This window comes from Streptomyces sp. IBSBF 2435 (assembly GCF_036815005.1).
In the GTDB taxonomy this organism is placed as follows: Bacteria; Actinomycetota; Actinomycetes; order Streptomycetales; family Streptomycetaceae; genus Actinacidiphila.
In genome coordinates this window covers 1-20,842 of the sequence record NZ_JAJSYW010000123.1, presented here as the reverse complement: position 1 = coordinate 20,842, position 20,842 = coordinate 1, and the positions used below count along the sequence as shown (strand labels likewise).

Genomic DNA, 20,842 nt, shown 5'->3' with positions numbered 1-20,842 from the left:
GCGGCGGTGAGCTTGGGGGCGGTGGCGGGGCCGCCGCTGTCCTTGGTGACCAGGACGTCGATGCGGTGCTCGCGGAGCAGCGCGCGTTCCGCATCGAGGGTGAAGGGGCCGCGGTCGAGCAGCACACGGCAGTGCGCGGGCAGCGGCGGGAGCGGCGGGGCGACCGCGCGGACCAGGAAGCGCAGCGGGAGGCCGGCGAAGGCGGCCAGGTCCTGGCGGCCGGTGGTGAGGAAAGGGCGGCGCCCGAGCGCCGGGAGCAGCGCCGCGGCCCCGGCGAGGGTGTCCGCCCAGTGCCAGCGGTCCCCCTCCCCCGCGCTCCAGCCGGGCCTGCGCAGCGCCACCAGCGGTACGCCGGTGGCGCGGGCCGCCTGCGCCGCGTTGCGGCTGATCACCTCGGCGAAGGGGTGGGTGGCGTCGACCACGGCGCCGGTCCGCTGCCCGCGCAGCCACCCGGCGAGCCCTTCCACGCCGCCGAACCCACCGGTCCTGACCTGCCCCGCGGGCAGCCGCGGCTCCGGAGTACGCCCCGCGAAGGACGTGGTCACGTCCAGACCCGCGTCTCCTGCGACCATGTCCGCCAGCGCGCGGGCTTCTGCGGTCCCACCGAGGATCAGCACCCGCAGCGTCAACGGGGCGCGGCCGATTCGTGCGGGGCTCGGCGCAGCAGGTATGTGTCCATGATCCAGCCCGTGCGGGTGCGCGCTTCGGCTCGGACGGTGCGGATGCGGTCGGCCAGTTCCTCGTCCAGGGGGCCGGCGAGCAGGATCTCGTCGGGGGTGCCGAGGTAGGCGCCCCAGTAGATGTGCAGGCCCTGGCCGGCGAGGGCGCCGAAGGCCTGGCGGGCGTCGAGCATCACCACCACGTCGTCCACGCCGTCCGGCAGGCCCTCGTCGGCGAGCCGCCGCCCGGTGGTGATCTGGACCGGGCGTCCCACCTGGTTGAGCCCGGTGCGGTGCCGGGCGGCCAGCGTCGCGACGCTGCTGATGCCGGGCACCACCGTCCAGTCGAAGGCGACGCCGCCGCGGGCGTGCACGTCCTCCAGGATCGCCAGGGTGCTGTCGTAGAGCGCGGGATCGCCCCAGACCAGGAAGGCCCCGCAGGCGTCGTCGGCCAACTCCTCGGCGATCAGCCGCTGGTAGATGTCGGCGCGGCGCCGCCGCCAGTCGTCCACGGCCGGTGCGTACGCCCCGCCTGCGGCCGTACGGTCCCGGTCCGGGTCGCGGGCGACGACCACCCGGTGCGGGCGGGCGGCGTGCCGTTCGAGGATCTCCTCGCGCAACCGCACCAGGCCCGCCTTGTCCTCCCCCTTGTCCAGCAGGAAGAACACATCGGCGCGCCCCAGGGCGCGGACCGCCTGGAGGGTGAGCTGCTCGGGGTCACCCGCTCCGATGCCGATGACGTAGATCTGTTTCACCCACCGGAGTGTGGCACAGCGTGCGTGCGGCTCAGTGCCCCCGCCCCACCTCCTGCGAACAGCCTGTCATTTTCGGGTGAGGCCGACCCTGTTGCTGACGGGGAGCAGCGGTATGGGCGTCGCCGGGCGAATCGCCGCGTCGGCGCCGCGCACCTGACGTCGGCGTCAGCCGCCGGGCGGCAGGCGGCACACGTCGCCCCCTCCCGGAGCGGGTGTTTCCGGCCGCCCCGGGAGGGGCCCGGCGGGTACGCCGGGCTATCGGATCAGTTCACGTAGACGGTGGCGCCGCCCGTTGACGCGTCCAGTACGGGGCTGTACTGGACGGTCAGGAACGCGGTCGGCGAGGTGCCGCAGGCCGGCAGGGACCCGCTGGCCAGCTTGAACGGCTGGTTGACGAACTTCCACGGCGCGCCGCCGGGTCCGGTGTTGCCGTTCACCGGGCCGCCCGCCTGGAAGACGCAGGTGACGGTCGGGCCGGTCGTCGTCACGGTGTAGGCGATCACCAGCGGACCGGTCGACGGCAGGATCTGGATCGGGTAGCCCGAGGTGTCACTCACCGTCATGGTCGCCGGGAGGTTGCCGACAGTGACGCTCGTGACGCCGGTGACGGTCGGCGAGTTGTCGAAGCAGCCCGCGACGGTGACCGGGTTGAGCAGATTGATCACCGCGGTGCCCGGTGCGGGCGGGTTGGACAGTACCTGGCCCCGCCAGCTGGACTGCTTGCAGAACAGACCGACCGGGCCGCCGGGGGCGGTGGTGAAGTTCAGCGTGGTGCCCGGGGTGAGCGACGAGGTCAGGAGGTCGCCCGGGTTGACGGGAGGGCCGCCCGGCACGGTCTGGCTGAGGACGGGAAGCGCGGCCGCGGTGGGGGTGGCCGCTACCGCCGGGGCGACGGCGGCCGCGAACGCCGCCGTCAGAGCGGCGACGAGAAAGCTGATTCTTCGCATGGGACGGATTCCTCCGCTGGGTGTGTGGGGGTTGCCCGTACGGTTACGCACGGATGCACAGTGTCAGGTTATTTACCTGTCCATGACAGATGTACGGCTATATTGGCTGAAAGCGCTCCGCGCGGGCGCCGCGGGACCTTGCCGGCCGGCCATGAACCGGTTGAGGGGGCACGGGCGTACGACGGCCCGGCACACCGGTGTCGAGCATTGCTTCCACCGCCCCGCGCATGCCCGCGCCGGCCTTCCGGCGGTGCGGCGCGGCGCCGGGAACGACGGCCGGCCAAGCGATGGAAGTCAGCCAGCGAGGGAGCCGCCCAGGGGTGGCCCGCGGGCCGGTGGGCGCCGGCCGGGCCGGGCAGGCAGATCGTCCGGGCGGCTGTCGGCCGCCGGGGCCCGTCAGATGGTGAACGAGCTGTCCGGCCCGCCGGTCCGGGGGCTCGGGCCACGAATGCGGAGGCGGAGGAGGCGGGGTCAGCCGGTCGCGGCGCGCAGGACGCAGTCACCGCACAGGGCGCCCCCGCGGTCGGGGGCGGCGCGGTAGATCAGGCAGCAGCTGCGCCGCCGGAAGGCGCCCGCGGGCGTACGGGCGCTCTGCGCGCTCAGCGGCGGCCGGTCGAGCAGCAGGGCGGCGAAGGCGCGGGCGCGGGCGGCGAGTTCGGGGCGGGCCGCGGACAGCGCGGTCGCGGCACCGTTGACCGCGGAGGCGGTGTTGCCCAGCAGGATGTGCGGGGAGACGCCCAACGTCCCCAGGCGGTCGGCCAGTTCGGCGAGCGGGCCGTCCAGCATGTGTCCGGCCGCCGCGTCGGCGAGCCGGTCGGGCGCGGGCACGGGCGGGCGCAGGGCGTCGTCCGGCAGCGAGACCGGGACGGGGCCGCCCAGCGCGGGCTGCCAGCGCACCGCGTCGAGGTCGTAGTGGAGCGGGCGCCCGTACAGGACCGCCGCGGCCAGTGCGGGCGACACCAGCCGCGCGGCCAGGCCGAGATGGGCGACCGAGGCGGCGACCCGCGGCTCGACCGCGTCCGGCGGCTGCCCGCCGGACGCGGCCAGATACGCCCTGACGCCGGCGGCCCGCTCGGCGAGCAGCGGCCCGCTCATCGGCTGCCACGGCGCGGCGGGCGGCGCGGCGGCCGGGTGCAGGGAGACGGCGAAGAACGGCCCGAGCGCGGCGATCTCCTCGACCACCGCGCCCGGCGCGGCCGTGCCGTACGCGTCGCGCGTCATGCCGGTACGGGCGCCGTCCCTCGCGCGGGGGCGGTGTCCGGCCGGGGCCGCAGCAGGCGTTCGGCCAGCGGCGCGAAGACCAGGCCGATCGCCGACCACAGCAGCAGTTGCGCGGCGACGGAGTAGAAGCGGAAGGAGAACAGCACGTCGGCGGGGAAGCCCGGGTAGACGATGCGGCCGTCGTCGTCGGTGAGCGGCAGCGGCGTCTCGGTGGCGTGGTTGCCGAAGGCCTGCTTGTTGGAGCCCAGATGGCCCAGCGACGGCAGGACCAGCATGACGACGCCGATGGCGACGACGAAGGCGCCGGCCGCCAGCAGGGTGGCGTTCCAGTTGCCGAACCTGGCCTGCAGCCGCCTGCACAGCCAGGCGGCGCCCACCAGGAAGGCCACCGAGCACACCACCATCACCAGATAGAGGCCGCTGCGGGCCCTGATGGTGTCCTCGTGGCCGATGGCGGGCGGGTTGGCCGGGTATTTCATGAACGGCACCAGGTACATGCCGAGGAAACCGCCGGCCGCGACCAGCAGGGCCAGGCTGCGGGCGCGCAGCCCGCCGACCCGGCCGAGGCAGACGGCGTAGGCGACGGCGAACAGCGCGCCCATCGCCATGCCGAACACGATCATGCCGACGCCGATGCCCACGTCGGCCTGGATGGTGCGGCTGAAGAGGTCGGGGTCGGCCGCCTCCACGGGCAGCCCGGCCGCCTTGTCGAGGGCGGCCTGAGCGGCGTCCCGGCCGCTCTCGTAGTCGATCGCCTTGCTGATCTGGGGCTCGGCGAAGACGCGGGCGAAGAGGAAGGCGAGCAGCCCTGCGACTGCGCCGGCCAGAACGCCGCGCAGGATGAGCTTCTTTTCCATGTCGAGTTGTCCGTACCTCGGGTTCCGGTGGTGTGTCAGTGGCAGGGGAAACCGAGGAAGTGGCGGGCGTCGTGGACGAACTCGTGGATGTGCATGTCCTTGCCGAAGACCGAGACGGCACCCTGGTCGACGCCGACGAAGTAGTAGGCGGCGAGCGCGAGGATCGCGGTGCCGACCAGCCACAGCACGGCCTTCGAGACCGGCAGGACGACCGGCGTGGCTGCCGGGCGGGGTGCGGAAATGCTACTCAAGGTGAGCCCTCCTTGGGGGATCGTGCGTCCCTGTTCCCTGGGCGTCGTGATGAGCGGCTCTCTGACTCCCCGTATCGCCGGTGCGGCGGCGGGATCACAGTGGCGCGACCGTGCTGGATTTCCACCAGCTTTCCCACGTCATCACTACGTTGTGGAGCCTAGGGGTCCGTTCTGTCATGCGTCAATCAGGACGAACGGACATCGGCCCGGCTTTCCCGGCGCCTGTGACCAAGCTCTCCGGCACCACCGCGTGCTGCGACCAGGCCTGCCACAACTCCGCGTAACGGCCGCCCGCCGCTACGAGTTCGCGGTGCGTGCCCTCCTCCACGATGCGGCCGTCCGCCATGACGACGACCCGGTCGGCGGTGGCCGCCTGCGACAGGCGGTGCGCGACGACCAGGGCGGTGCGGCCGTCGAGGACCCGGCCGGCCGCCGTGGTCACCGAGCAGACGGTGCGCGGGATCTTCGGCGTCGACAGCCGCGTGGTGACCGACGAGGTGTCGGGGGCCCCGCCGGTGCTGCCGATCGGCCGCCATCACGTACGGGCCGCGGCAGCGCGCCGATCCCGGGCGGTGTGAGCGGGACCCGGCGGGGGAAGCTATTGCAAGTGGTTCGCAACAAGTAGTCTGTTGCGGCAACCGCTCCCCAGCCGCTCCGACGGAGGACCAGCGTATGACCAGCACCGCCGAGGCCCCGGCACCCACCGGGACCCGCTGGCGACGGATATCGGGGTCGATGACCCGGGCGGAGTGGACCCGGCTCGGCGGGATGGCCGCGTTCATCGTGGCACTGCACGTCATCGGCTGGTTCACGCTGGTGGCCATCGTCGCACCCGAGCACTACAGCCTGGGCACCAAGTCCTTCGGCATCGGCATCGGGGTGACCGCGTACACCCTCGGCATGCGGCACGCCTTCGACGCCGACCACATCGCGGCGATCGACAACACCACCCGCAAGCTCATGCACGAGGGCAAGCGGCCGTTGTCGGTGGGCTTCTGGTTCTCGCTCGGCCACTCCAGCATCGTCTTCGGGCTGGCCTTCCTGCTCTCGCTCGGCGTCAGGTCGCTGGCCGACCCGGTCGAGAACGACAACTCGCAGCTGCACAGCGTCACCGGCTGGGTCGGCACCACAGTCTCCGGTACCTTCCTCTACGTCATCGCGTTCATCAACCTGCTGATCCTGGCCGGGATCTGGAAGGTCTTCCGGCAGATGCGCGGCGGCCACTACGACGAGGCGGCGCTCGAGGAGCACCTGAACAACCGCGGATTCATGAACCGGCTGCTCGGGCGGGTGATGAAGTCGATCACCAAGCCGTGGCAGATGTACCCGCTGGGTCTGCTGTTCGGGCTGGGCTTCGACACCGCCACCGAGATCGCGCTGCTGGTGCTCGCCGGGTCCGGCGCCGCCTCCGGGCTGCCGTGGTACGCGATCCTGTGCCTGCCGGTGCTGTTCGCGGCCGGGATGTGCCTGCTGGACACGATCGACGGCTCGTTCATGAACTTCGCCTACGAGTGGGCCTTCTCCAAGCCGGTCCGCAAGGTGTACTACAACCTCACCATCACCGGCCTGTCGGTCGCGGTCGCGCTGATCATCGGCACGGTCGAACTCCTCGGCCTGGTCAGTGACAAGGCGAACCTGCACGGGGCGTTCTGGGACTGGGTGGGCGGCCTGGACCTGAACATCGTCGGCTACGTCATCGTCGGGCTGTTCTTCCTCACCTGGGCGGTGGCCGTGGCGGTGTGGAAGTTCGGCAACATCGAGGAGAAGTGGACGGCCGGGCTGCGGCCCGCCGAGCAGCAGGACTGAACCGCCGCCCCGGCCCGTGAGGGCCGGGGCGGCGTGCGCGGGCGGCTCCCGCTCAGCGCTGCGGCCGGGTGCCGATCACGACGGTGGCGCCGAGGTCGTCGTCGGTCGCGACACGCGGCCGCAGGCCGCCGCCGGCCAGGACGCCGGCCGCGGCCCGCGCCTGCCGCTCGCCGGCCTCCACCAGCAGCGAACCGCCCGGCGCGAGCCAGCCCGCGGCACTGGCCGCGACCCTGCGCATCACGTCGAGGCCGTCGTGCCCCCCGTCGAGGGCGATGAGCGCCTCGTGGTCGCGGGCCTCGGGCGGCAGCAGCCCGACCGCCGAGGAGGGCACGTACGGCACGTTGGCGGCCAGCAGGTCGATCCGGCCGCGCAGCCCGGTGGGGACGGCCGCGAAGAGGTCGCCCCGGTGGACCCGCCCGCCGGACGGGGCGAGGTTGCGGGCGGCGCAGGCGACCGCGGCCGGATCGAGGTCGGCGGCGTGGACCCGCGTACGCCCCAGGGCCGCGGCCAGTGCCGCACCCACCGCGCCGGAGCCGCAGCACAGGTCGAGCACGACGATCTCGCGCCCGTCCTCGCCCGCGGCGGCGCGGCCGAGGGCCACGGCCTCGCGCACCAGGAGTTCGGTACGCCGGCGGGGCACGAAGACCCCGGGGTCCACGGCGATCCGCAGACCGCAGAACTCGGCCCAGCCGACGACGTGTTCCAGCGGCAGCCCGCCGGCCCGCCGGGCGACCATGGCGGCCAGCTCGTCGGCGGTGGTCGCGGTGGCGAGGATGATCCGTGCCTCGTCCTCGGCGAAGACGCAGCCGGCCGCCCTGAGCCGGGCGACGACGGCGGATTCGGGCAGGGCCTCGGGCAACGGTGTGACGGAGTCCGACATATGAGCCTCTCGGGAAGCCGGCAGGCGCTCCCCAGGTCCCGACTAGCAGGCCGTGGGCCTCGCGGGGGTGTGCGGTGGGAGCGCCCGGTACGTACTGGCGGTAATCGGTCCCACCTCCTCGGCTTGTCGCGGTGTGCTGCGGTACGGCGCCCAACCTACCCCACCGCGCGGCGGCTCCGGGCACTGAATGTTGTGTAACGGTTAAGCATCAGCGCTACCTGGTCTTCTCGATCGCCGGGACGGTGCTGATCGGGTCGATGGCGGCGTACGCCATCGACCGCTTCCACTTCCGGCTGCGCCGGCTGGTGACCGCGCTGTTCCTGATCGGCTCGCTGGTGCCGAGCGTGACGACCCAGGTCGCGACCTTCAAGATCGTGAACAGCTTCGGGATGTTCGACACCGCTGGGCGCCGATCGTGCTGTACATGGGCACCGACATCGTGTCGATCTACATCTTCCTGCAGTTCATCCGGGGCATTCCGGTGTCGCTGGACGAGGCGGCCAGGCTCGACGGGGCCAACGCGCAGCGGCTGCTCCTCGGGGTAGGCGGCGCACGCGAACAGGAAGTCCTGCCAGACCAGCAGGCCGAGTTCGTCGCAGGCGTCGTAGAAGTCGTCGCTCTCGTAGATCCCGCCGCCCCACACCCGGATCAGGTCCGCGCCCGCGCCCGCGTCCACGGCCTGGCGCAGCCGGCGTCGGTAGCGGGCGGCGTCGATCCTGGTGGGCAGCACGTCGTCGGGGATCCAGTTGACGCCGCGGGCGAAGACCGGGGTGCCGTTGACGGCCAGGGTGAAGGCGGTGCCGTGCTCGTCGGGCGAGGTGTCCAGGGTGACGGTGCGGAATCCGATACGGCGCTGCCACCGGTCCAGATAGGCCGCGGGGCCGCCGGCGTCGGCGAGGGTGACCTCGCAGTCGTAGAGCGGCTGTTCGCCGTAGCCGTGCGGCCACCACAGGTCGGGCGCCTCGATCTCGGCGACCGCGGTGAACCGGTCGGTGCCGGCCGGCACCGCGGTCTCGGTGACGGTCTCCCCCACCCGCAGCCGTACGGTCAGCGGCCGGTCCGCGCCCGCCGCGGTGCGCTCCAGCTCGACGCGGGCCTCGACCCGGCCCGTGCCGCCGGCCCCGCCGGTGGCGGTGACCAGCGGGGTGACCCGGGCCAGCCGGGCGGTCGACCAGTGTTCGAGCCGCACCGGCTTCCAGATGCCGGCGGTGACCAGGGTCGGCCCCCAGTCCCAGCCGAAGGAGCAGGCCATCTTGCGGATGTACTGGAAGGGCTCGGGATAGGAGATGGGCCGGTCGCCGGCCAGCACCCTGACCCTTTCCGCTTCGGTGTAGGCCGAGGTGAAGGCCACGGCCAGCGGCGTCGCGCCGGTGGCCGACCGGTCGGCGGTGACGCCGAAGCGGTAGCCGCGGTGCATGTTGCGGGTGGCGCCGAGCAGCCGGCCGCCGAGCGTGATCGCGGCGACGGTGTCGAGCCCGTCGAGGACGAGGTCGCTGCGCTCGTGGGTGGTGGCGGACGCGGGCAGCTCCGTCTCGTACGTCCAGTCGGCGCGGCCGACCCAGGCGGCCTCGGTCTCGTTCCGGTCCTGGAAGGGGTCGGCGAGCAGGCCCGCGGCGATCAGGTCGGTGTGCACGCAGCCGGGTACGGTGGCGCTGGCCTTCCCGGTGGCGGTGCCCTTGCCGTCGCCCGGCAGGCGGAGCTTCCAGCCGTCGACCAGCGGCGTGACGTCCTTCATCGCCACTCCTTGCCTCGTGCCATCTTGCCTTGCGCGTCATGCGTGGTGCCTGCGGCGTCGGCGGTTCCCTGGCCCGGGGCGGACCGGCCATTAAACGGTAAAGCACAGCAAGTGCTGATGGAAACCGGGTGGTTGGCAAGGAGGGTGACCTATTTACTGAACCGATACAGCTTGTGTCTCCAGGGCCGCCGCCCCGATCGCGGCCCTGACCCGCGCCCGGCCCTCCCACCGGCGGGGCGGTCGCGCCGTTCCCCGCGCCCCTGAGGCTTGCCCTCTGCGGCGGGGGAAACGTGCCCCGTAGGCGCGCGGGGAACGGCGCGCCCAGCCACAGTGCAGCGGCACCGTGAACGCCGCAGGACGTGGCATACGCGGAAGGGGCGCGGGGAACTGCGCGACAAGCCACGGCGGTCCGCGGGCAAGCGGGCACCGCAAGAGGCACCACCGGCAGAGGCCCGGGCGGGAGGCCAACCGTTCAAGCCGGGTCCCGCGTCAGCGGGCGCGGCGGAGGGCCAGGGCCACGCACGTGACCGTGGCCGCGAGGGCGAGCGCCGCCGGAAGCCGGGACCAGGGCGTGTCCGCGACCGGCGCGCTGGCCGCGGCGAAGACGACCGCTGCCGCCGCGGCAGCGGCAACCGCCGGGGTGGCCCGGTCGGTGCCGGGCGGCGCCGTCGCCCCCATCGTCCAGCCGTCGGTGATCAGCAGGTAGGCGACCAGCAGCCCGGTCACGCAGGCCGCCAGCCACACCGCGGGAGCGGTCATCGCGGCCAGGACCACCGCGCCCGCGGGCAGCAGCGTGTTGCGCCGGTGCGCCGCCGTCGCGGTCCACCGCCACGAGCTGAGTACCGGGCGCGCGTCGACCATCGGCGCGGCCCACCACGCGGCGCCGGCGGCGGCCAGCACGAACACCCAGCCGATGACCGTACCGTCGAAGGTGCGCTGCGGGTTGCACGCGGCGACGGCCAGGGCGACGCCGAGGGTCCGGGCGGTCACCCGGTGCAGGTCGGGCGCTGAGCGGCTCATCGGCGTCCTCCGTGGATCCGGGTGCGCAGCAGCGGCGCGAGGGCGAGGTCGAGGGTCTCGCCCGGCTGGTGGGTGACGACGGCGATGCCGCGTTCGGTCAGCGCGAAGCGCATCGCCTCACGGTCGGCCCGCCACAGCCGCAGGGCGAGTTCCGCGGTGCTGTCACCCGGATCGACCGCCGGGTCGCCGGTCGGGATCTCCACCACCACCAGGGGGTTGGCCCGCGACCTGACCTGGTCGAGGACGTCGAGGATGCGCTGGTCGGTGAGCGGCGTGAAGACGTAGACCAGCGCGCTCTCCGGCAGGGCGGGCGGCGGCAGCCGTCGCAGGCCCGCGGTGCGGTAGCCGAGATCCTTGCGGACGTCGAGGACGCTCTCCACGATCCGGTAGAAGTAGCTCTGGCCGCTGCCGGGTTGCAGCCAGCGGGTCGTGCCGCCGACCGAGACCACGCCGATCCGGTCGTGGGTGCGCAGGTAGGCGCGGACGAGTCCGGCGGCGGCGCGGAAGGTCTCGTCGAGCGAGGACGCGCCGGTGGCCGGGTCGCGGACATCGGCGAGCACATCGAGCAGGACGACGGTGTCGACGGCCCTTTCCGCGGCGAACTGGTGCAGCTGGATTTCGCCGCGGCGGGTGGTCGCGGGCCAGTGGATCCGCCGCTGCCGGTCGCCGCGTACGTACGGGTGGACGCCGGTGACCTCGACGCCCTCGCCGCGCTGGGCGGAGGTGTGCTCGCCGAGCCGCTGCGGCAGCCGTACCGGGATCGGGGTGACGCCGGTCCTGGCGGGGACAGGGAAGACCGCGACCTCGCCGAGGTCGACGCGGACCGTGCGGCGGGCGGCGCCGCCGGTGTCGTAGAGGTCGATGTCGACCGTGCCGAGCGTCCAGCGGCCCCAGCGCTCCGCGGTGAAGGTCAGCCTGATCCGCCGGGCGGCGACGTCGAGGTCGTCGAGCACGACGCCGGGGCCGGGGGCGACGCCCGGGTCGAGGCGCCCGTCGGTGCCGTCGTGGGCGAGGGTGATGACGGCGGTGATCCGCTCGCCCTCGAAGCAGCGCCGGGGCTCGACGTCGGCGGTGGGAACGACGTGCCGCGGCCGGCCGCCGGCCGGCAGGGCCAGGGCGAGCAGCGCGAGCGGGGCCGCGGCGGCGGCCAGCAGCCAGGCGTGGCCGGTGATCAGGGCGGCGGCCACCGCGACCGCGGCGACCGTGCCGTAGCGCAGGGTGCGGTCGCCGGCCCGCCAGCCCGGCTGCGGTGCGGGCGGCGGCTCGGTGGGCGCGGCGGTGACGCCGCCGAGTGCCCGGTCCAGGGCGGCCGGTCGCTCCGTCATGAGGCGACGGGGCTGCTGGGCAGGGTCCGCGGGGCGGGGACGGACTGCACGATCCCGGCGATGACGTCGTCGGCCTCGATCTGCCGGACCCACAGTTCCGGCTTGAGGGTGACGCGGTGGGCGAGCGCGGCGACGGCGACGTCCTTGACGTCCTCGGGGGTGGCGTAATCCCGCAGGTCGAGTACGGCGCGGGCGCGGGCGAGCTGGACCAGGGCGAGGCCGCCGCGCGGCGAGGCGCCGACCTGGATGTGCTGGTGGCCTCGGGTGGCGCCGACCAGCGCGACGACGTAGTCGAGCAGGTCCTCCTCGACCTCGACCTCTTCCACAGCGGCGCGCATCGCGAGCACCTCCCGGGGATTGCTGAGGGTGCGCAGCACCGCCTCGGGCGCGGCCCGCACGATCCGGGCGCGCAGCATCCCGGTCTCCTCGGCCGCCGTGAGGTAGCCCATCCGCACCCGGAGCAGGAAGCGGTCGAGCTGGGCCTCGGGCAGCGAGTAGGTGCCCTCGTACTCGATCGGGTTCGCGGTGGCGATGACCGCGAAGGGGTCGGGCAGCGGGCGGGTGCTGCCGTCGATGGACACCTGCGACTCGGCCATCGCTTCGAGCAGTGAGGCCTGTGTCTTGGGCGGGGTGCGGTTGATCTCGTCGGCGAGCAGGAGGTGGGTGAAGACCGGTCCCGGCCGGAAGACCATGTCGGCGGTGCGCTGGTCGTAGAAGGGCGCGCCGGTGACGTCGGAGGGCAGCAGGTCGGGGGTGAACTGGATACGCCGGAAGTCCAGGCCGAGCGCGGTGGCGAAGGACCGGGCCAGCAGGGTCTTGCCGAGCCCGGGCAGGTCCTCGATCAGCACGTGGCCGCCGGCCAGGATGCCGAGCATGACCATGTCCAGCGGCCGTGGCTTGCCGACGACGGCGGTACGGATCTCGGCCAGGACGTCCGCGGCCCGCTCGCCGGCCTGCCGCGGGGTCAGGGCCTTGTGCTCGGATATGCGGTCTTGGCTGGTCACTGCGGGTCCTCACCTTGCCTGGTCGGGGTACGGGCGGTGGCCGGTCGCGGGTCCGTCCGCGCGGCTCCGCCCGCGGGTGCCCCCAGCGCCTCCAGCCGGTCGAGCAGCGCGCGGAGCACCTGCTCGGGGTGGTCGGGCCGGTGCGCGGGGCGGTGTTCGGGGTCGATCCACGGCCACAGGTCGGCGCCGATCAGGGCCCTGGCCCGCTCGGGGCTGCGGTACAGCTCGATGCCGTGCCGTTCGGCGAGCCGGGCGGCGAACAGGCGCTGCAACTGCGGGCGGAGCGTGGCGTTGAAGTGCACGTCGCTGCGGTCGCCGATCGACTTGTCGACAATGCGCTGCCATTCGCCGAGCGCGGGCGCGCGGCTGCCGAGCAGCCGGACCGAGCGGCGGAAGCCGCTGTCCCGGGCGCCCGCGCCGCCGGCGTAGCGGGCGATGCCGAGGCCCGCGGCGACGCAGACGGCGAGGCCGGTGGCCGCGCCCGGCAGGCCTTCCGCGAGGCCGGGCAGCACGACCGCGGCGGCGCCGACCGCGTACAGGACGAGCAGCGAGTGGCGTACGGAGCCGGGTGAGCCCGGCTCGGGGGGTTCGTTCACCGGTGGACTCCCGCGGTCGGTTGCGGTCCCGGCGCGCCGCCGTCAGGACGGGTGCCGTCCGCGTCGGCGTGCTCGATGAGCTGCGCGGCGATGGCGTCGAGCGCGGCGGCGGCCCGGTCGCGGTGGGCGCCGTCCATGGGGTGGGTCGAGTAGCGGGCCTCGCGGAAGAGCGCGGTCAGGGCGCCGGCGTGCGGGCCGGTCAGCAGGCCGCTGCCGGCGGCGCGCTCCAGCAGGTCCTGGGGGCTGTCGGAGACGCGGCGGGCGACGCCGGAGTCGGCCAGCGACGTCTCCATCGCGGCGTAGCAGGCGATGACGGCGGCGCGCGCGTCGGTGCCGTGGAAGAGGGCGCGGCGCCCCGAGTCGACCGCTTCGGCCAGCAGGTCCTGCTCGGTCGCGGGCCGGTAGCCGAGCGGCGTCGCGGGGGCGGGCCGCAGCTGGCGCCACAGCCGGTAGCCGGCGACAAGCAGCACGATCACCAGGACGGCGACGCCGAGCAGCTCCACGATGTGCGGCAGGCTGAACTGCGGGCCGCCCGTGGGCTTGTACGCCTTGGGCGCCGGGATCGGGCGGTGGGTGGGGGTCAGTGGCGTGCCGCCGCTCGGCCTGGCGTCCGGCGGGGTCGGCCCGGAGGGCGGGAAGCGGTGCATGGTGAGCAGCACGATCGGGATCAGCACCGCGGCGGCGATCAGGGTCACCCTGACCACGTCGGCGAGCCGCTGTTCCAAGGGCGGCAGATTCTGCTCGTAGCCGAGCCTGGCGCGGTAGCGGCTGCTCAGCATCGGTCCCGCGGCCAGGCACGCCAGGGCGATCAGGATGACGACCGGGGTGCTGTCCAGCGGGCCGCCGCTCTTCGCCAGCAGCGACCTCTCCGGGCGCAGCAGCATCGCGCCGAGCGCGGTGCCGGCGACCGCGACGACGGCGAGCGCCGTGCCGGCCGCTCCCGCCCTGCCCCTTCCCGCGCCCGGTGCGCCGTTCCGCTGCCGCTCGCCGGCGGTCCGCGCCCTGGCCGAGGCCTCGTGCTCGCCCACCGCCGCCTCCCCTCGTCGCGGTCGGCAGCTTCGCACACGGGCCGGACGCTGTCAGCGGCGGCCCCGGGGCGGCGCCCGTTCCGCTTCCGCGGGGGTGGCCGCCGGTCACGGCGTACGCGGCGTGCGTGGACCGTACGGGTGAGGCGGGGCGGCAGGCCGGGAGCCCCCGCGCACAAGCTGCGGGGGGCGGCACATTGAGCTATCCATGAAGAGACAGGAAGAGACAGAGGGACGCTCCGGGGGACGCCACCGGCACACGATGCCGCCGCCGAAAGGGCACCGCCATGCATGCGCCGATCAGCCCCGCCATCCTTGCCGACCTGCGCCGGCCGCGGCCTTATCCGGCCGTCTCGGTCCTGCTGCCCACCCACCGCCGCGAACCGGACAACGCGCAGGATCCCGTACGGCTGCGCAATCTGCTGGAAGAGGCCAAGGACGCGGTGCACAACGACCCCGAGGTGTCGCGGGCCGACCGGATCGACGTGATCGGCCAGCTCGACCAGGCGCTCGGCGAGGTGGATCCGGTGCACGCGGAGGACGGTCTGGCGATCTTCGCCGCGCCCGGCGAGCACCAGGTGTGGACGCTGGCGCGGACCGTGCCGGCCCGGGTGCTGCTCGCGCAGACGTTCCTGACCCGCAATCTCGTGGCCGCGCATGTCGCCGACCAGCCGTTCTGGGTGCTGGCGGTGTCCGCGGACGTGGCGACGCTGTGGAGCGGGGCCAAGGGGCGGATGCCGGAGCAGGTCACCGGGACGTTCCCGGTGCGGCGGACACCGGAGGACTTCGACCCGGAGCGCGAGGAGCGTATCGGCGACACCCCGAGCACCTTCACCGACGAGCGCACCCGGCAGTTCCTGCGCCAGGTGACCGAGACCGCGGGGGTGGTCGTGGCGGCCGACCCGCGGCCGCTCTACCTGGTCGGCGAGGCGGAGGCGCTGGCAGCGCTGGACGAGGCGGGCCGGCTGGTGCGGGACGCCGCGGGGCAGATCGTCCAGGGCGGTCTCGCCGAGGGCCCGGCGGAGGCGCTGCGCGAGGCGCTCGCCGCCGCGGCGGGGCGGCGGGCCGAGGAGGAGGTCGCCGGAGTGCTGTCGGAGCTGGACCGGGCCCGCAGCCGCAAGGCCTTCGCGGGCGGTGTGGACGAGGTGTGGCAGTCGGTCGCGGAGGCGCGGGTGGCGCTGGTCGCGATCGAGGACGGTTACCGCACGACGGTGCGCGACGACGGCGACCACCTGGTGCCTGCCGCGTCCGGCGACCGGGGCGCGCGCGACGACATCGTGGACGAGATCGCCGAGCAGGCGCTCGACACGGGCGCGCGGGTCCGCTTCGTGCCGGACGGCGAGCTGGCCGACGTCGGTCACGTGGCGGCCGTCCTGCGCTACTGACGGCCCCTGCAAGGGTGGCCTGCGCCTCTGCGGGGTGGCCTGCGGGCCGTCGGGGCGGTGTCCCGCGCCGCGGAGGGCACCCTCGTGCTCAGCCGGTCGCCGGGGGAAGGGGCCGGGCGCCGCCCGCGGGGGGTGTGCGGGCCAGGAGGACCAGGGAGGCCGCGGCGGCGACCGCGCACCAGGTCGAGACGAATTCGAGCCGCCACAGCGTGGCGCAGACGGCGGCGCCGACGGCGGTGACAGCGCCGAGGAGGCGCAGCGTGGTTTCGGGCGCGAGCAGCAGCGCGCCCACCGTGGCGAAGAGGTAGCCGGCGATCAGCCAGGACGCGTGCGGTACGTGGACCGCGTAGCCGACCGTGTGGCCGCGGATGTCGGCGGACGGGGCGCGGTCCGCCAGGCACACCGCGAGGATCACCGCCGTCGCGACGCCGGCGGCGGCCGGGGCGGCGAGCCGGCCCCGGGCCCCCGCGGGGGTGGCGGACAGCACCGCCAGCGGCACCCAGGCGGCGAGCAGCGGCAGCGCGATGACCGCCCAGGCCGTGGTGGCGGCGCCCGTACCGCCACCTCCGTGCCAGACGGCGGCCTCGATCAGCTGGTGCGCGCCGAGCAGCAGCGGCAGCGCGGCCAGCGGCAGGTCATGGACCCGCCGGGTCCGCGCGACGCATGCCGCGCCCAGCGCGCAGATGACGGACCCGGCCGCAAGATCTGCCGTGGCGGACCAGCACATGCCGTCACCTCGCGTCGGGCCGGCCGCGGCCGGCTGTCCCTCAGGCCTTCCAGAGGCCCTTCTTGTTGTACGCACGTTCCCACAGCAGCGTGTTCGCCACCTTCACGGGCGGCGGGAAAGCGGCCAGGAAGTCGCGCTTGTCGCCGGGGGAGACCCCGTCGACGACCCAGGGGATGTAGACGGCGACGCCCTTGATACCGAGGTTCTTGGCATTGGCGAGGCCGAACTTCTTCCATTCGGCCGGGGTCAGCACGTCCTGGATCAGCGGCAGCGCGCTGTTCTCCTCGTGGGTGAAGTGGTGGTCCACCAGCTCGTGGAGGTCCTGGACCCTGGTCGCGAGATTGTCGGCGCCGGACCTGAGCGCGGCGTCGACCGCGTCGATCCGCGGGCCGAGATCCGCGTGCTCGGCCTCCATGGCCTCCATCAGCCTCTGGTCGGCGGGCCGGCCCTGGATCTTCGCCTCGACCTTCGGCCACAGGTCGGTGTCCTCGACGGAGTGGTGGTTGTGGAGCTGGTGGCTGAAGTTCTGCCAGCCGGCCAGGACCCGCGGCGAGCCGGCCCTCCCCGCCTGCACCGCGGCGGCCAGCCGCCGCAGGTCGCGCTGGAAGGCGCGGTGGGTGGAGTACATGATGGTGAAATCGATGCCCTGCTGTGTGTCGGCCACTGCGGACTACTTCTCCTTCGGCACGTCAATGGTCTGCGTCCGCCCCGGGCGGGGCGGCGGCGGGCGCTGCGACGGTCCGGCGGCTCCCCTCCCACACCCGTCGCCGGGCGGCCGCCGGGCCGTCGCGCACGCCCCACGCAGCAGTGAGCGTCCGGCCGTGCCCGGATGTGACAGCGGGTGCCGCACCGGATCGCGGGAACAGTCGGACAAAACCGTCTCAGCAGGCATGATTCCCCCCACCGGCGAGACGCACATCACATTCCGGCCGGGCGGTGTCACGCCTGCTGATCCCTATGCCCTCATAGGGCCGACGGGGAAACGCACCATAGGAGGCCCAATCGTGTCCGACGTTCCGGTCCGCCGTCCGGCGGCGGTGGTCGACCGCGCGACCGCGGTGTTCGCCAGCCACCGGGAGCTGCTGTTCTCGGTGGTCTACAACATGCTCGCCAGCGTCTCGGACACCGAGGACGTCCTCCAGGAGACCTGGCTGGCCTGGTCCCGCCGCACCGGCCGGACAGACGGCGGGGACGGCGGGGGCCTCTGGGGCATCGACAACCCGCGCGCGTACCTGGTCAGGATCGCGGTCAACCAGGCGCTCGCGCGGCGGGCGAGCATCAGCCGCCGCCGCGAGGCGTACGTCGGCCCCTGGCTGCCCGAACCCCTGGCCACCGGGACGCCGGAGGCGTCGGACTCCCCGCAGGCGGCGCGCTCGGCGGACGCCGCGGAATCCGCGCTGCGCCACGAGTCGGTGTCGATGGCGATGCTGGTGGTGCTGGAGACGCTGACACCGCTGGAGCGGGCGGTGTTCGTCCTGCACGAGGTCTTCGGCTACGCGCACACCGAGATCGCCGTGATCCTGGAGCGCCGCCCCGCGGCGATACGGCAGCTCGCGCACCGGGCGCGTGAGCACGTGCAGGCGCGCAGGCCGCGCTACCAGGCCGACCGGCGGTTGCAGCGGCAGGTGACCGAGCGGTTCATCGCCGCCGCACTGGGCGGCGACCTGGCGGGGCTGATGAGCCTGCTCGCCCCCGATGTGACGCTGTGGGCCGACGGCGGCGGGAAGGCGGACGCCACGGTGCGGCCGGTGTCCGGCCAGGAGAAGGTGGCGAAGCTGATCACCGGCTACGCGACCGGCAGGCTGCCGGACTCGGTCGACCTGCGCTGCCAGCAGGTCAACGGCGATCCGTCGGTGGTGGTCTTCACCGACGGCTCCCCCACCGCCTTCATGGTGGTGGACCTGGACGCGGAGAGTGACAGGGTCACCGACATCTACCTGGTCACCAACCCGGACAAGCTGTCAGGCGTCGCCCCGCAGGGCTCCGGGGCGGCGGGCGGCGCTCCGGCGGCTCAGTAGCGGGTCACGGCCAGGGCGCCGCCGGTGGTGCCGATGGCGATGTGCGGGCGGGCGGCGGGGCGCAGCCAGCCGAGCAGCCGGTCCAGCGCGTCGGCGGGCACAGAGACGCAACCGGCGGTGGCACCACTGCCGTTGACGTGCAGGAAGATGCCGGCGCCGCGGCCCTTGACCGGCGCGGTGTAGTTGAAGCCGATGAGGACGGCGTGCGCGTACTGCACCGGGTAGTCGGCCAGGTGTTCCGCCTCGCCCGGCCGGCAGTCCGCGGGCAGCGGGTCGGTCCAGCGGTTGTACGAGGCGGAGCCGGTGTCCTCACACCACCAGGAGGCCGGGGTCACCGTGCGGTAGGGCAGTGTGCCGCCGGCGGGCGCGGCGCTGCTGCCGAAGGCGAACGGGAGGGCGTACAGGCCGGTGGGGGTGGTGCCGGTGCCCTGGGTGCGGGTGGCGCCCTCGGCCAGGCCGTGGCCGCCGAACCTGGCCGGGGCGTTACCGGCCGCGCGCCAGCCGCCCGCGCCGCGCTCCCACCAGGTGAGGGTGCCGGAGGTGGCACCCGCGGCGGGCGCGGTGGCGAGGAGCAGCTGGCTGCCGCCGCCGCCGTCCTTGAGGGACCGCGGCGTTGGTTCCGCTTGCGCCGGGGTGCCGGCCGACGCGCTGCCCGCCGTGGTGGCCAGGACGAGGGCGGCGCTGACGGCGAGGGCGGCGGGGAGGGTTCTGCGCAACGTCGGCTCCTGCGGGCGATGACAGAGGGTCACCGTCAGCCTGCCACGGGTGGGGGCGCCGCGCAGAACGCCGCCGGACATGGCGGAGCCCCGGCCGGGACGGGGGGACCTGGCCGGGGCAGTCACGCATGACGGGCACGGGGGCACCGCGTCACAAGGTTAGTTTAACACTCAATGAGCGTAGTCGAATCCACCCGGCGCGGGTGAGCCGCGCCGCGGCGGGGCGCCCTGCGTGCCGGGGTCGCCGCCGGACGGGCCCGAGGCGGGCACCGGCGGACCCTGCGGCGGCGCGGCGGCGACCGGGCCGCCGAGCAGGTCGCAGAACTTGCCGGCGTCGGTGGGCAGGTCGCGCCGCCAGGCCATCGCGACGACCGGGGCGAGCAGCAGCAGCGCGGCGCTCAGGCAGCTGGTCACGGACAGCCGGACCATCGTGCCGTCGCCGTGCGGGATCAGGTCGAAGCCGTAGACCGGCACCTGCGTGCCCAGCGGGCTCCACATGCGCTGCCCGCGGAAGACTATGCGGCGGCACGGCTCGAAGTCGGCGGTCACCAGCTCGTGCGGCCGGCGCCTGCCCGGGTAGCGGTAGCGGTACGCGGCGTCACGGCCGGGAAGCACGGCGGCCGCGTCCACGGAGGTCACCCCGGAACTCCACAGGGCGAGATTGCGGGCGTCGGCGAGAAAGTCGAAGACCTCGGTGTCCGGCCTGGACACGAACACGCTCGTGGACACGCTCGGCATCACAAACCTCCCCGGTAGCGGCGTGGGCGGCGAGTCGATGCGCGGGCGCGGACCTGAACCGTGGTGCGCGCGCCGGGCGGATGGACGCCGCCGGTTTCACTCCTCCTGGAAAGCGTGCCCCGCAAAGGTGCGCATGTCGTGGCAATACGCCCATTGGGGTGAGAACGCTGCGTGCTCGGGGATGAAACCGCAGGCCGCAGGCCGATAGCCTGACCGGGTGGACGAGCAGAAATCCCCCCCGCGTTTCGAACGCGGCACCGACGGGCCGAAGGTGATCGTCGCCGGAATCGACGGATCCGATTCGTCCTGGCGCGCCGCCGCCTATGCCGCGGGGCTCGCGCGCCGGCAGAACGCGCTGCTCGCCCTGGTGTATGTGCAGCCGTACCTGCCGGGCGGCGCGGCACTCGGCGTCCCGGTCTCCGAGGTGGACACCGGGATCGCCGAGCAGCTGGTCGCCGAGATCCGCGCGTCGGTGGAGCGGCTGCGCGGTACTTTCCAGGTGCGGTGGGAATTCCACACCTTCCGCGGCGACCCCTACGGCGGGCTCGCCGCGGCAGCCGACCAGCTCACCGCGGACGCGGTCGTGGTCGGCGCCTCGGAGCGGGCAGGCCACCGGCTGGTGGGCTCGGTGGCCGTCCGTCTGGTGAAGGCGGGCAAGTGGCCCGTCACCGTCGTGCCGTAGTTCCCGGCTGCGAGCGGTCGACCTGCGCCGGGGCGTACTTGTAGCCGACCCGGCGCACGGTCACGATGCTGGCGCGGTGCTCCGCGCCGAGCTTGCGGCGCAGCCGGGCGATGTGCACGTCGACCGTCCGGCCGTCGCCCACGTGGCCGTACCCCCACACGGTGGTGACCAGCTGGTCGCGGGAGTGCACGCGGTGCGGGTGGGCCACCAGGTGCGCCAGCAGCTCGAACTCCAGGTACGTCAGGTCGAGCTGGCGGTCGTCCACCGCGGCGGTGCGGCGGTCCTCGTCGATCCGCACCCCGTGCGCGGGGGCGAGCGGGGTGTCGGCGACGGGCGGCGGGACGGCGGCGCCCGGCTCCGCGGGCACCAGCACCAGGTAGCCGACCATCGGGGCGCCGCCAGCGACCGCGGGCAGGACGTGCCCGGGCGCGGGCAGCCAGGTGGCGCCGGGCGGCAGGAAGTCGGGGGCGGGCGGCACTTCGTCGGGGCGTACCG

Annotated in this window: 22 protein-coding genes and 3 pseudogenes; 6 read left to right on the top strand and 19 right to left on the bottom strand. The window is 74.2% G+C overall.

What is annotated here, in order from left to right:
• The 7 genes and pseudogenes from V7E46_RS22500 to V7E46_RS22470 form a co-directional block, all read right to left on the bottom strand.
• On the bottom strand, positions 1-572 hold a 572-nt coding region (locus V7E46_RS22500; protein WP_333770111.1), incomplete at its 3' end, for a cobalt-precorrin-6A reductase.
• 53 nt (positions 573-625) lie between these two features.
• Positions 626-1,414, bottom strand: coding sequence for a precorrin-6A synthase (deacetylating) (cobF, locus tag V7E46_RS22495; RefSeq protein ID WP_333770110.1), 789 nt, complete (start codon positions 1,412-1,414; stop codon positions 626-628).
• 263 nt (positions 1,415-1,677) lie between these two features.
• On the bottom strand, positions 1,678-2,361 hold the full coding sequence (locus V7E46_RS22490) for a Tat pathway signal sequence domain protein (RefSeq protein ID WP_333770109.1): 684 nt from the start codon (positions 2,359-2,361) through the stop codon (positions 1,678-1,680).
• A gap of 471 nt (positions 2,362-2,832) precedes the next feature.
• Positions 2,833-3,582 carry a (2Fe-2S)-binding protein gene (locus tag V7E46_RS22485; RefSeq protein ID WP_333770108.1) on the bottom strand — a complete coding sequence of 250 codons (750 nt, stop codon included), beginning with the start codon at positions 3,580-3,582 and terminating at the stop codon, positions 2,833-2,835.
• Positions 3,579-4,439: a CbtA family protein gene (locus V7E46_RS22480; protein WP_333770107.1), complete on the bottom strand. Its 861-nt coding sequence runs from the start codon at positions 4,437-4,439 to the stop codon at positions 3,579-3,581. The genes V7E46_RS22485 and V7E46_RS22480 overlap by 4 nt, the downstream gene beginning before the upstream one ends.
• Before the next feature lie 35 nt (positions 4,440-4,474).
• Positions 4,475-4,690, bottom strand: coding sequence for a CbtB domain-containing protein (locus V7E46_RS22475; protein ID WP_329181885.1), 216 nt, complete (start codon positions 4,688-4,690; stop codon positions 4,475-4,477).
• Positions 4,691-4,871: 181 nt separating this feature from the next.
• Positions 4,872-5,099, bottom strand: a pseudogene (locus V7E46_RS22470) (hypothetical protein); the annotation flags it as partial.
• A gap of 25 nt (positions 5,100-5,124) precedes the next feature.
• Here V7E46_RS22470 and V7E46_RS22465 point away from each other — a divergent pair.
• Together V7E46_RS22465 and V7E46_RS22460 are read left to right on the top strand one after the other, a co-directional pair.
• A complete protein-coding gene (locus tag V7E46_RS22465; RefSeq protein ID WP_333770106.1) occupies positions 5,125-5,268 on the top strand; it encodes a hypothetical protein in 144 nt (47 codons plus the stop codon).
• A gap of 157 nt (positions 5,269-5,425) precedes the next feature.
• Positions 5,426-6,496: a HoxN/HupN/NixA family nickel/cobalt transporter gene (locus V7E46_RS22460; protein ID WP_443054305.1), complete on the top strand. Its 1,071-nt coding sequence runs from the start codon at positions 5,426-5,428 to the stop codon at positions 6,494-6,496.
• 52 nt (positions 6,497-6,548) lie between these two features.
• On the opposite strand, the gene V7E46_RS22455 is transcribed toward V7E46_RS22460, so the two are convergent.
• A complete protein-coding gene (locus V7E46_RS22455; protein WP_333770104.1) occupies positions 6,549-7,376 on the bottom strand; it encodes a putative protein N(5)-glutamine methyltransferase in 828 nt (275 codons plus the stop codon).
• A 218-nt stretch (positions 7,377-7,594) separates the two neighbouring features.
• On the opposite strand from V7E46_RS22455, the pseudogene V7E46_RS22450 reads away from it, so the two are divergent.
• Positions 7,595-7,899, top strand: a pseudogene (locus tag V7E46_RS22450) (ABC transporter permease subunit); the annotation flags it as partial.
• Here V7E46_RS22450 and V7E46_RS22445 read toward each other — a convergent pair.
• The 6 genes and pseudogenes from V7E46_RS22445 to V7E46_RS22420 all read right to left on the bottom strand — a co-directional run.
• A pseudogene (locus V7E46_RS22445) lies at positions 7,882-9,111 on the bottom strand (glycoside hydrolase family 2 protein); the annotation flags it as partial. The pseudogenes V7E46_RS22450 and V7E46_RS22445 overlap by 18 nt on opposite strands.
• Positions 9,112-9,600: 489 nt before the next feature.
• Positions 9,601-10,131, bottom strand: coding sequence for a hypothetical protein (locus V7E46_RS22440; protein ID WP_333770103.1), 531 nt, complete (start codon positions 10,129-10,131; stop codon positions 9,601-9,603).
• On the bottom strand, positions 10,128-11,456 hold the full coding sequence (locus V7E46_RS22435; protein WP_333770102.1) for a DUF58 domain-containing protein: 1,329 nt from the start codon (positions 11,454-11,456) through the stop codon (positions 10,128-10,130). Before V7E46_RS22435 ends, V7E46_RS22440 begins: the two co-directional genes overlap by 4 nt.
• Complete coding sequence (locus V7E46_RS22430; RefSeq protein WP_333770101.1) at positions 11,453-12,460, bottom strand: AAA family ATPase; 1,008 nt, start codon at positions 12,458-12,460, stop codon at positions 11,453-11,455. The genes V7E46_RS22435 and V7E46_RS22430 overlap by 4 nt, the downstream gene beginning before the upstream one ends.
• Entirely contained in the window at positions 12,457-13,056 is a 600-nt protein-coding gene (locus V7E46_RS22425; RefSeq protein WP_333770100.1) for a hypothetical protein, read from the bottom strand. The genes V7E46_RS22430 and V7E46_RS22425 overlap by 4 nt, the downstream gene beginning before the upstream one ends.
• Positions 13,053-14,084, bottom strand: coding sequence for a DUF4129 domain-containing protein (locus tag V7E46_RS22420; protein WP_333770099.1), 1,032 nt, complete (start codon positions 14,082-14,084; stop codon positions 13,053-13,055). The genes V7E46_RS22425 and V7E46_RS22420 overlap by 4 nt, the downstream gene beginning before the upstream one ends.
• A 284-nt stretch (positions 14,085-14,368) precedes the next feature.
• Here V7E46_RS22420 and V7E46_RS22415 point away from each other — a divergent pair, with 284 nt between their 5' ends.
• The gene (locus tag V7E46_RS22415) at positions 14,369-15,466 is read left to right on the top strand and encodes a baeRF3 domain-containing protein (RefSeq protein WP_333770097.1); all 1,098 of its coding nucleotides are present in this window, start codon (positions 14,369-14,371) and stop codon (positions 15,464-15,466) included.
• Positions 15,467-15,554: 88 nt separating this feature from the next.
• Here V7E46_RS22415 and V7E46_RS22410 read toward each other — a convergent pair whose 3' ends face one another.
• Both V7E46_RS22410 and V7E46_RS22405 read right to left on the bottom strand, forming a co-directional pair.
• On the bottom strand, positions 15,555-16,193 hold the full coding sequence (locus tag V7E46_RS22410; RefSeq protein ID WP_333770096.1) for a DUF6629 family protein: 639 nt from the start codon (positions 16,191-16,193) through the stop codon (positions 15,555-15,557).
• Between the two features lie 40 nt (positions 16,194-16,233).
• Positions 16,234-16,857, bottom strand: coding sequence for a hemerythrin domain-containing protein (locus V7E46_RS22405; protein WP_333770095.1), 624 nt, complete (start codon positions 16,855-16,857; stop codon positions 16,234-16,236).
• 340 nt (positions 16,858-17,197) lie between these two features.
• On the opposite strand from V7E46_RS22405, the gene sigJ reads away from it, so the two are divergent.
• Positions 17,198-18,211 (top strand): RNA polymerase sigma factor SigJ, encoded by a 1,014-nt coding sequence (gene sigJ, locus V7E46_RS22400; protein WP_333770094.1) that lies wholly within the window; start codon positions 17,198-17,200, stop codon positions 18,209-18,211.
• Here the strand turns inward: sigJ and V7E46_RS22395 are convergent.
• Positions 18,205-18,927, bottom strand: coding sequence for a L,D-transpeptidase family protein (locus tag V7E46_RS22395; protein WP_333770093.1), 723 nt, complete (start codon positions 18,925-18,927; stop codon positions 18,205-18,207). The two genes, sigJ and V7E46_RS22395, sit on opposite strands and share 7 nt — an antisense overlap.
• A 171-nt stretch (positions 18,928-19,098) precedes the next feature.
• The gene (locus tag V7E46_RS22390; protein ID WP_333770092.1) at positions 19,099-19,656 is read right to left on the bottom strand and encodes an SRPBCC family protein; all 558 of its coding nucleotides are present in this window, start codon (positions 19,654-19,656) and stop codon (positions 19,099-19,101) included.
• Between the two features lie 226 nt (positions 19,657-19,882).
• Here V7E46_RS22390 and V7E46_RS22385 point away from each other — a divergent pair, with 226 nt between their 5' ends.
• Complete coding sequence (locus V7E46_RS22385) at positions 19,883-20,347, top strand: universal stress protein (protein ID WP_329181850.1); 465 nt, start codon at positions 19,883-19,885, stop codon at positions 20,345-20,347.
• On the opposite strand, the gene V7E46_RS22380 is transcribed toward V7E46_RS22385, so the two are convergent.
• Positions 20,331-20,842: winged helix-turn-helix domain-containing protein (locus V7E46_RS22380; RefSeq protein WP_333770091.1), on the bottom strand; the 512-nt coding region annotated here is incomplete at its 5' end. The two genes, V7E46_RS22385 and V7E46_RS22380, sit on opposite strands and share 17 nt — an antisense overlap.

Bases quoted from the DNA above. Each gene is read 5' to 3' on its own strand.
- V7E46_RS22490 (WP_333770109.1), bottom strand. From the start codon at position 2,361: ATGCGAAGAATCAGCTTTCTCGTCGCCGCTCTGACGGCGGCGTTCGCG.
- V7E46_RS22485 (WP_333770108.1), bottom strand. From the start codon at position 3,582: ATGACGCGCGACGCGTACGGCACGGCCGCGCCGGGCGCGGTGGTCGAG.
- V7E46_RS22480 (WP_333770107.1), bottom strand. From the start codon at position 4,439: ATGGAAAAGAAGCTCATCCTGCGCGGCGTTCTGGCCGGCGCAGTCGCA.
- V7E46_RS22460 (WP_443054305.1), top strand. From the start codon at position 5,426: ATGACCCGGGCGGAGTGGACCCGGCTCGGCGGGATGGCCGCGTTCATC.
- V7E46_RS22455 (WP_333770104.1), bottom strand. From the start codon at position 7,376: ATGTCGGACTCCGTCACACCGTTGCCCGAGGCCCTGCCCGAATCCGCC.
- V7E46_RS22440 (WP_333770103.1), bottom strand. From the start codon at position 10,131: ATGAGCCGCTCAGCGCCCGACCTGCACCGGGTGACCGCCCGGACCCTC.
- V7E46_RS22435 (WP_333770102.1), bottom strand. From the start codon at position 11,456: ATGACGGAGCGACCGGCCGCCCTGGACCGGGCACTCGGCGGCGTCACC.
- V7E46_RS22415 (WP_333770097.1), top strand. From the start codon at position 14,369: ATGCATGCGCCGATCAGCCCCGCCATCCTTGCCGACCTGCGCCGGCCG.
- V7E46_RS22410 (WP_333770096.1), bottom strand. From the start codon at position 16,193: ATGTGCTGGTCCGCCACGGCAGATCTTGCGGCCGGGTCCGTCATCTGC.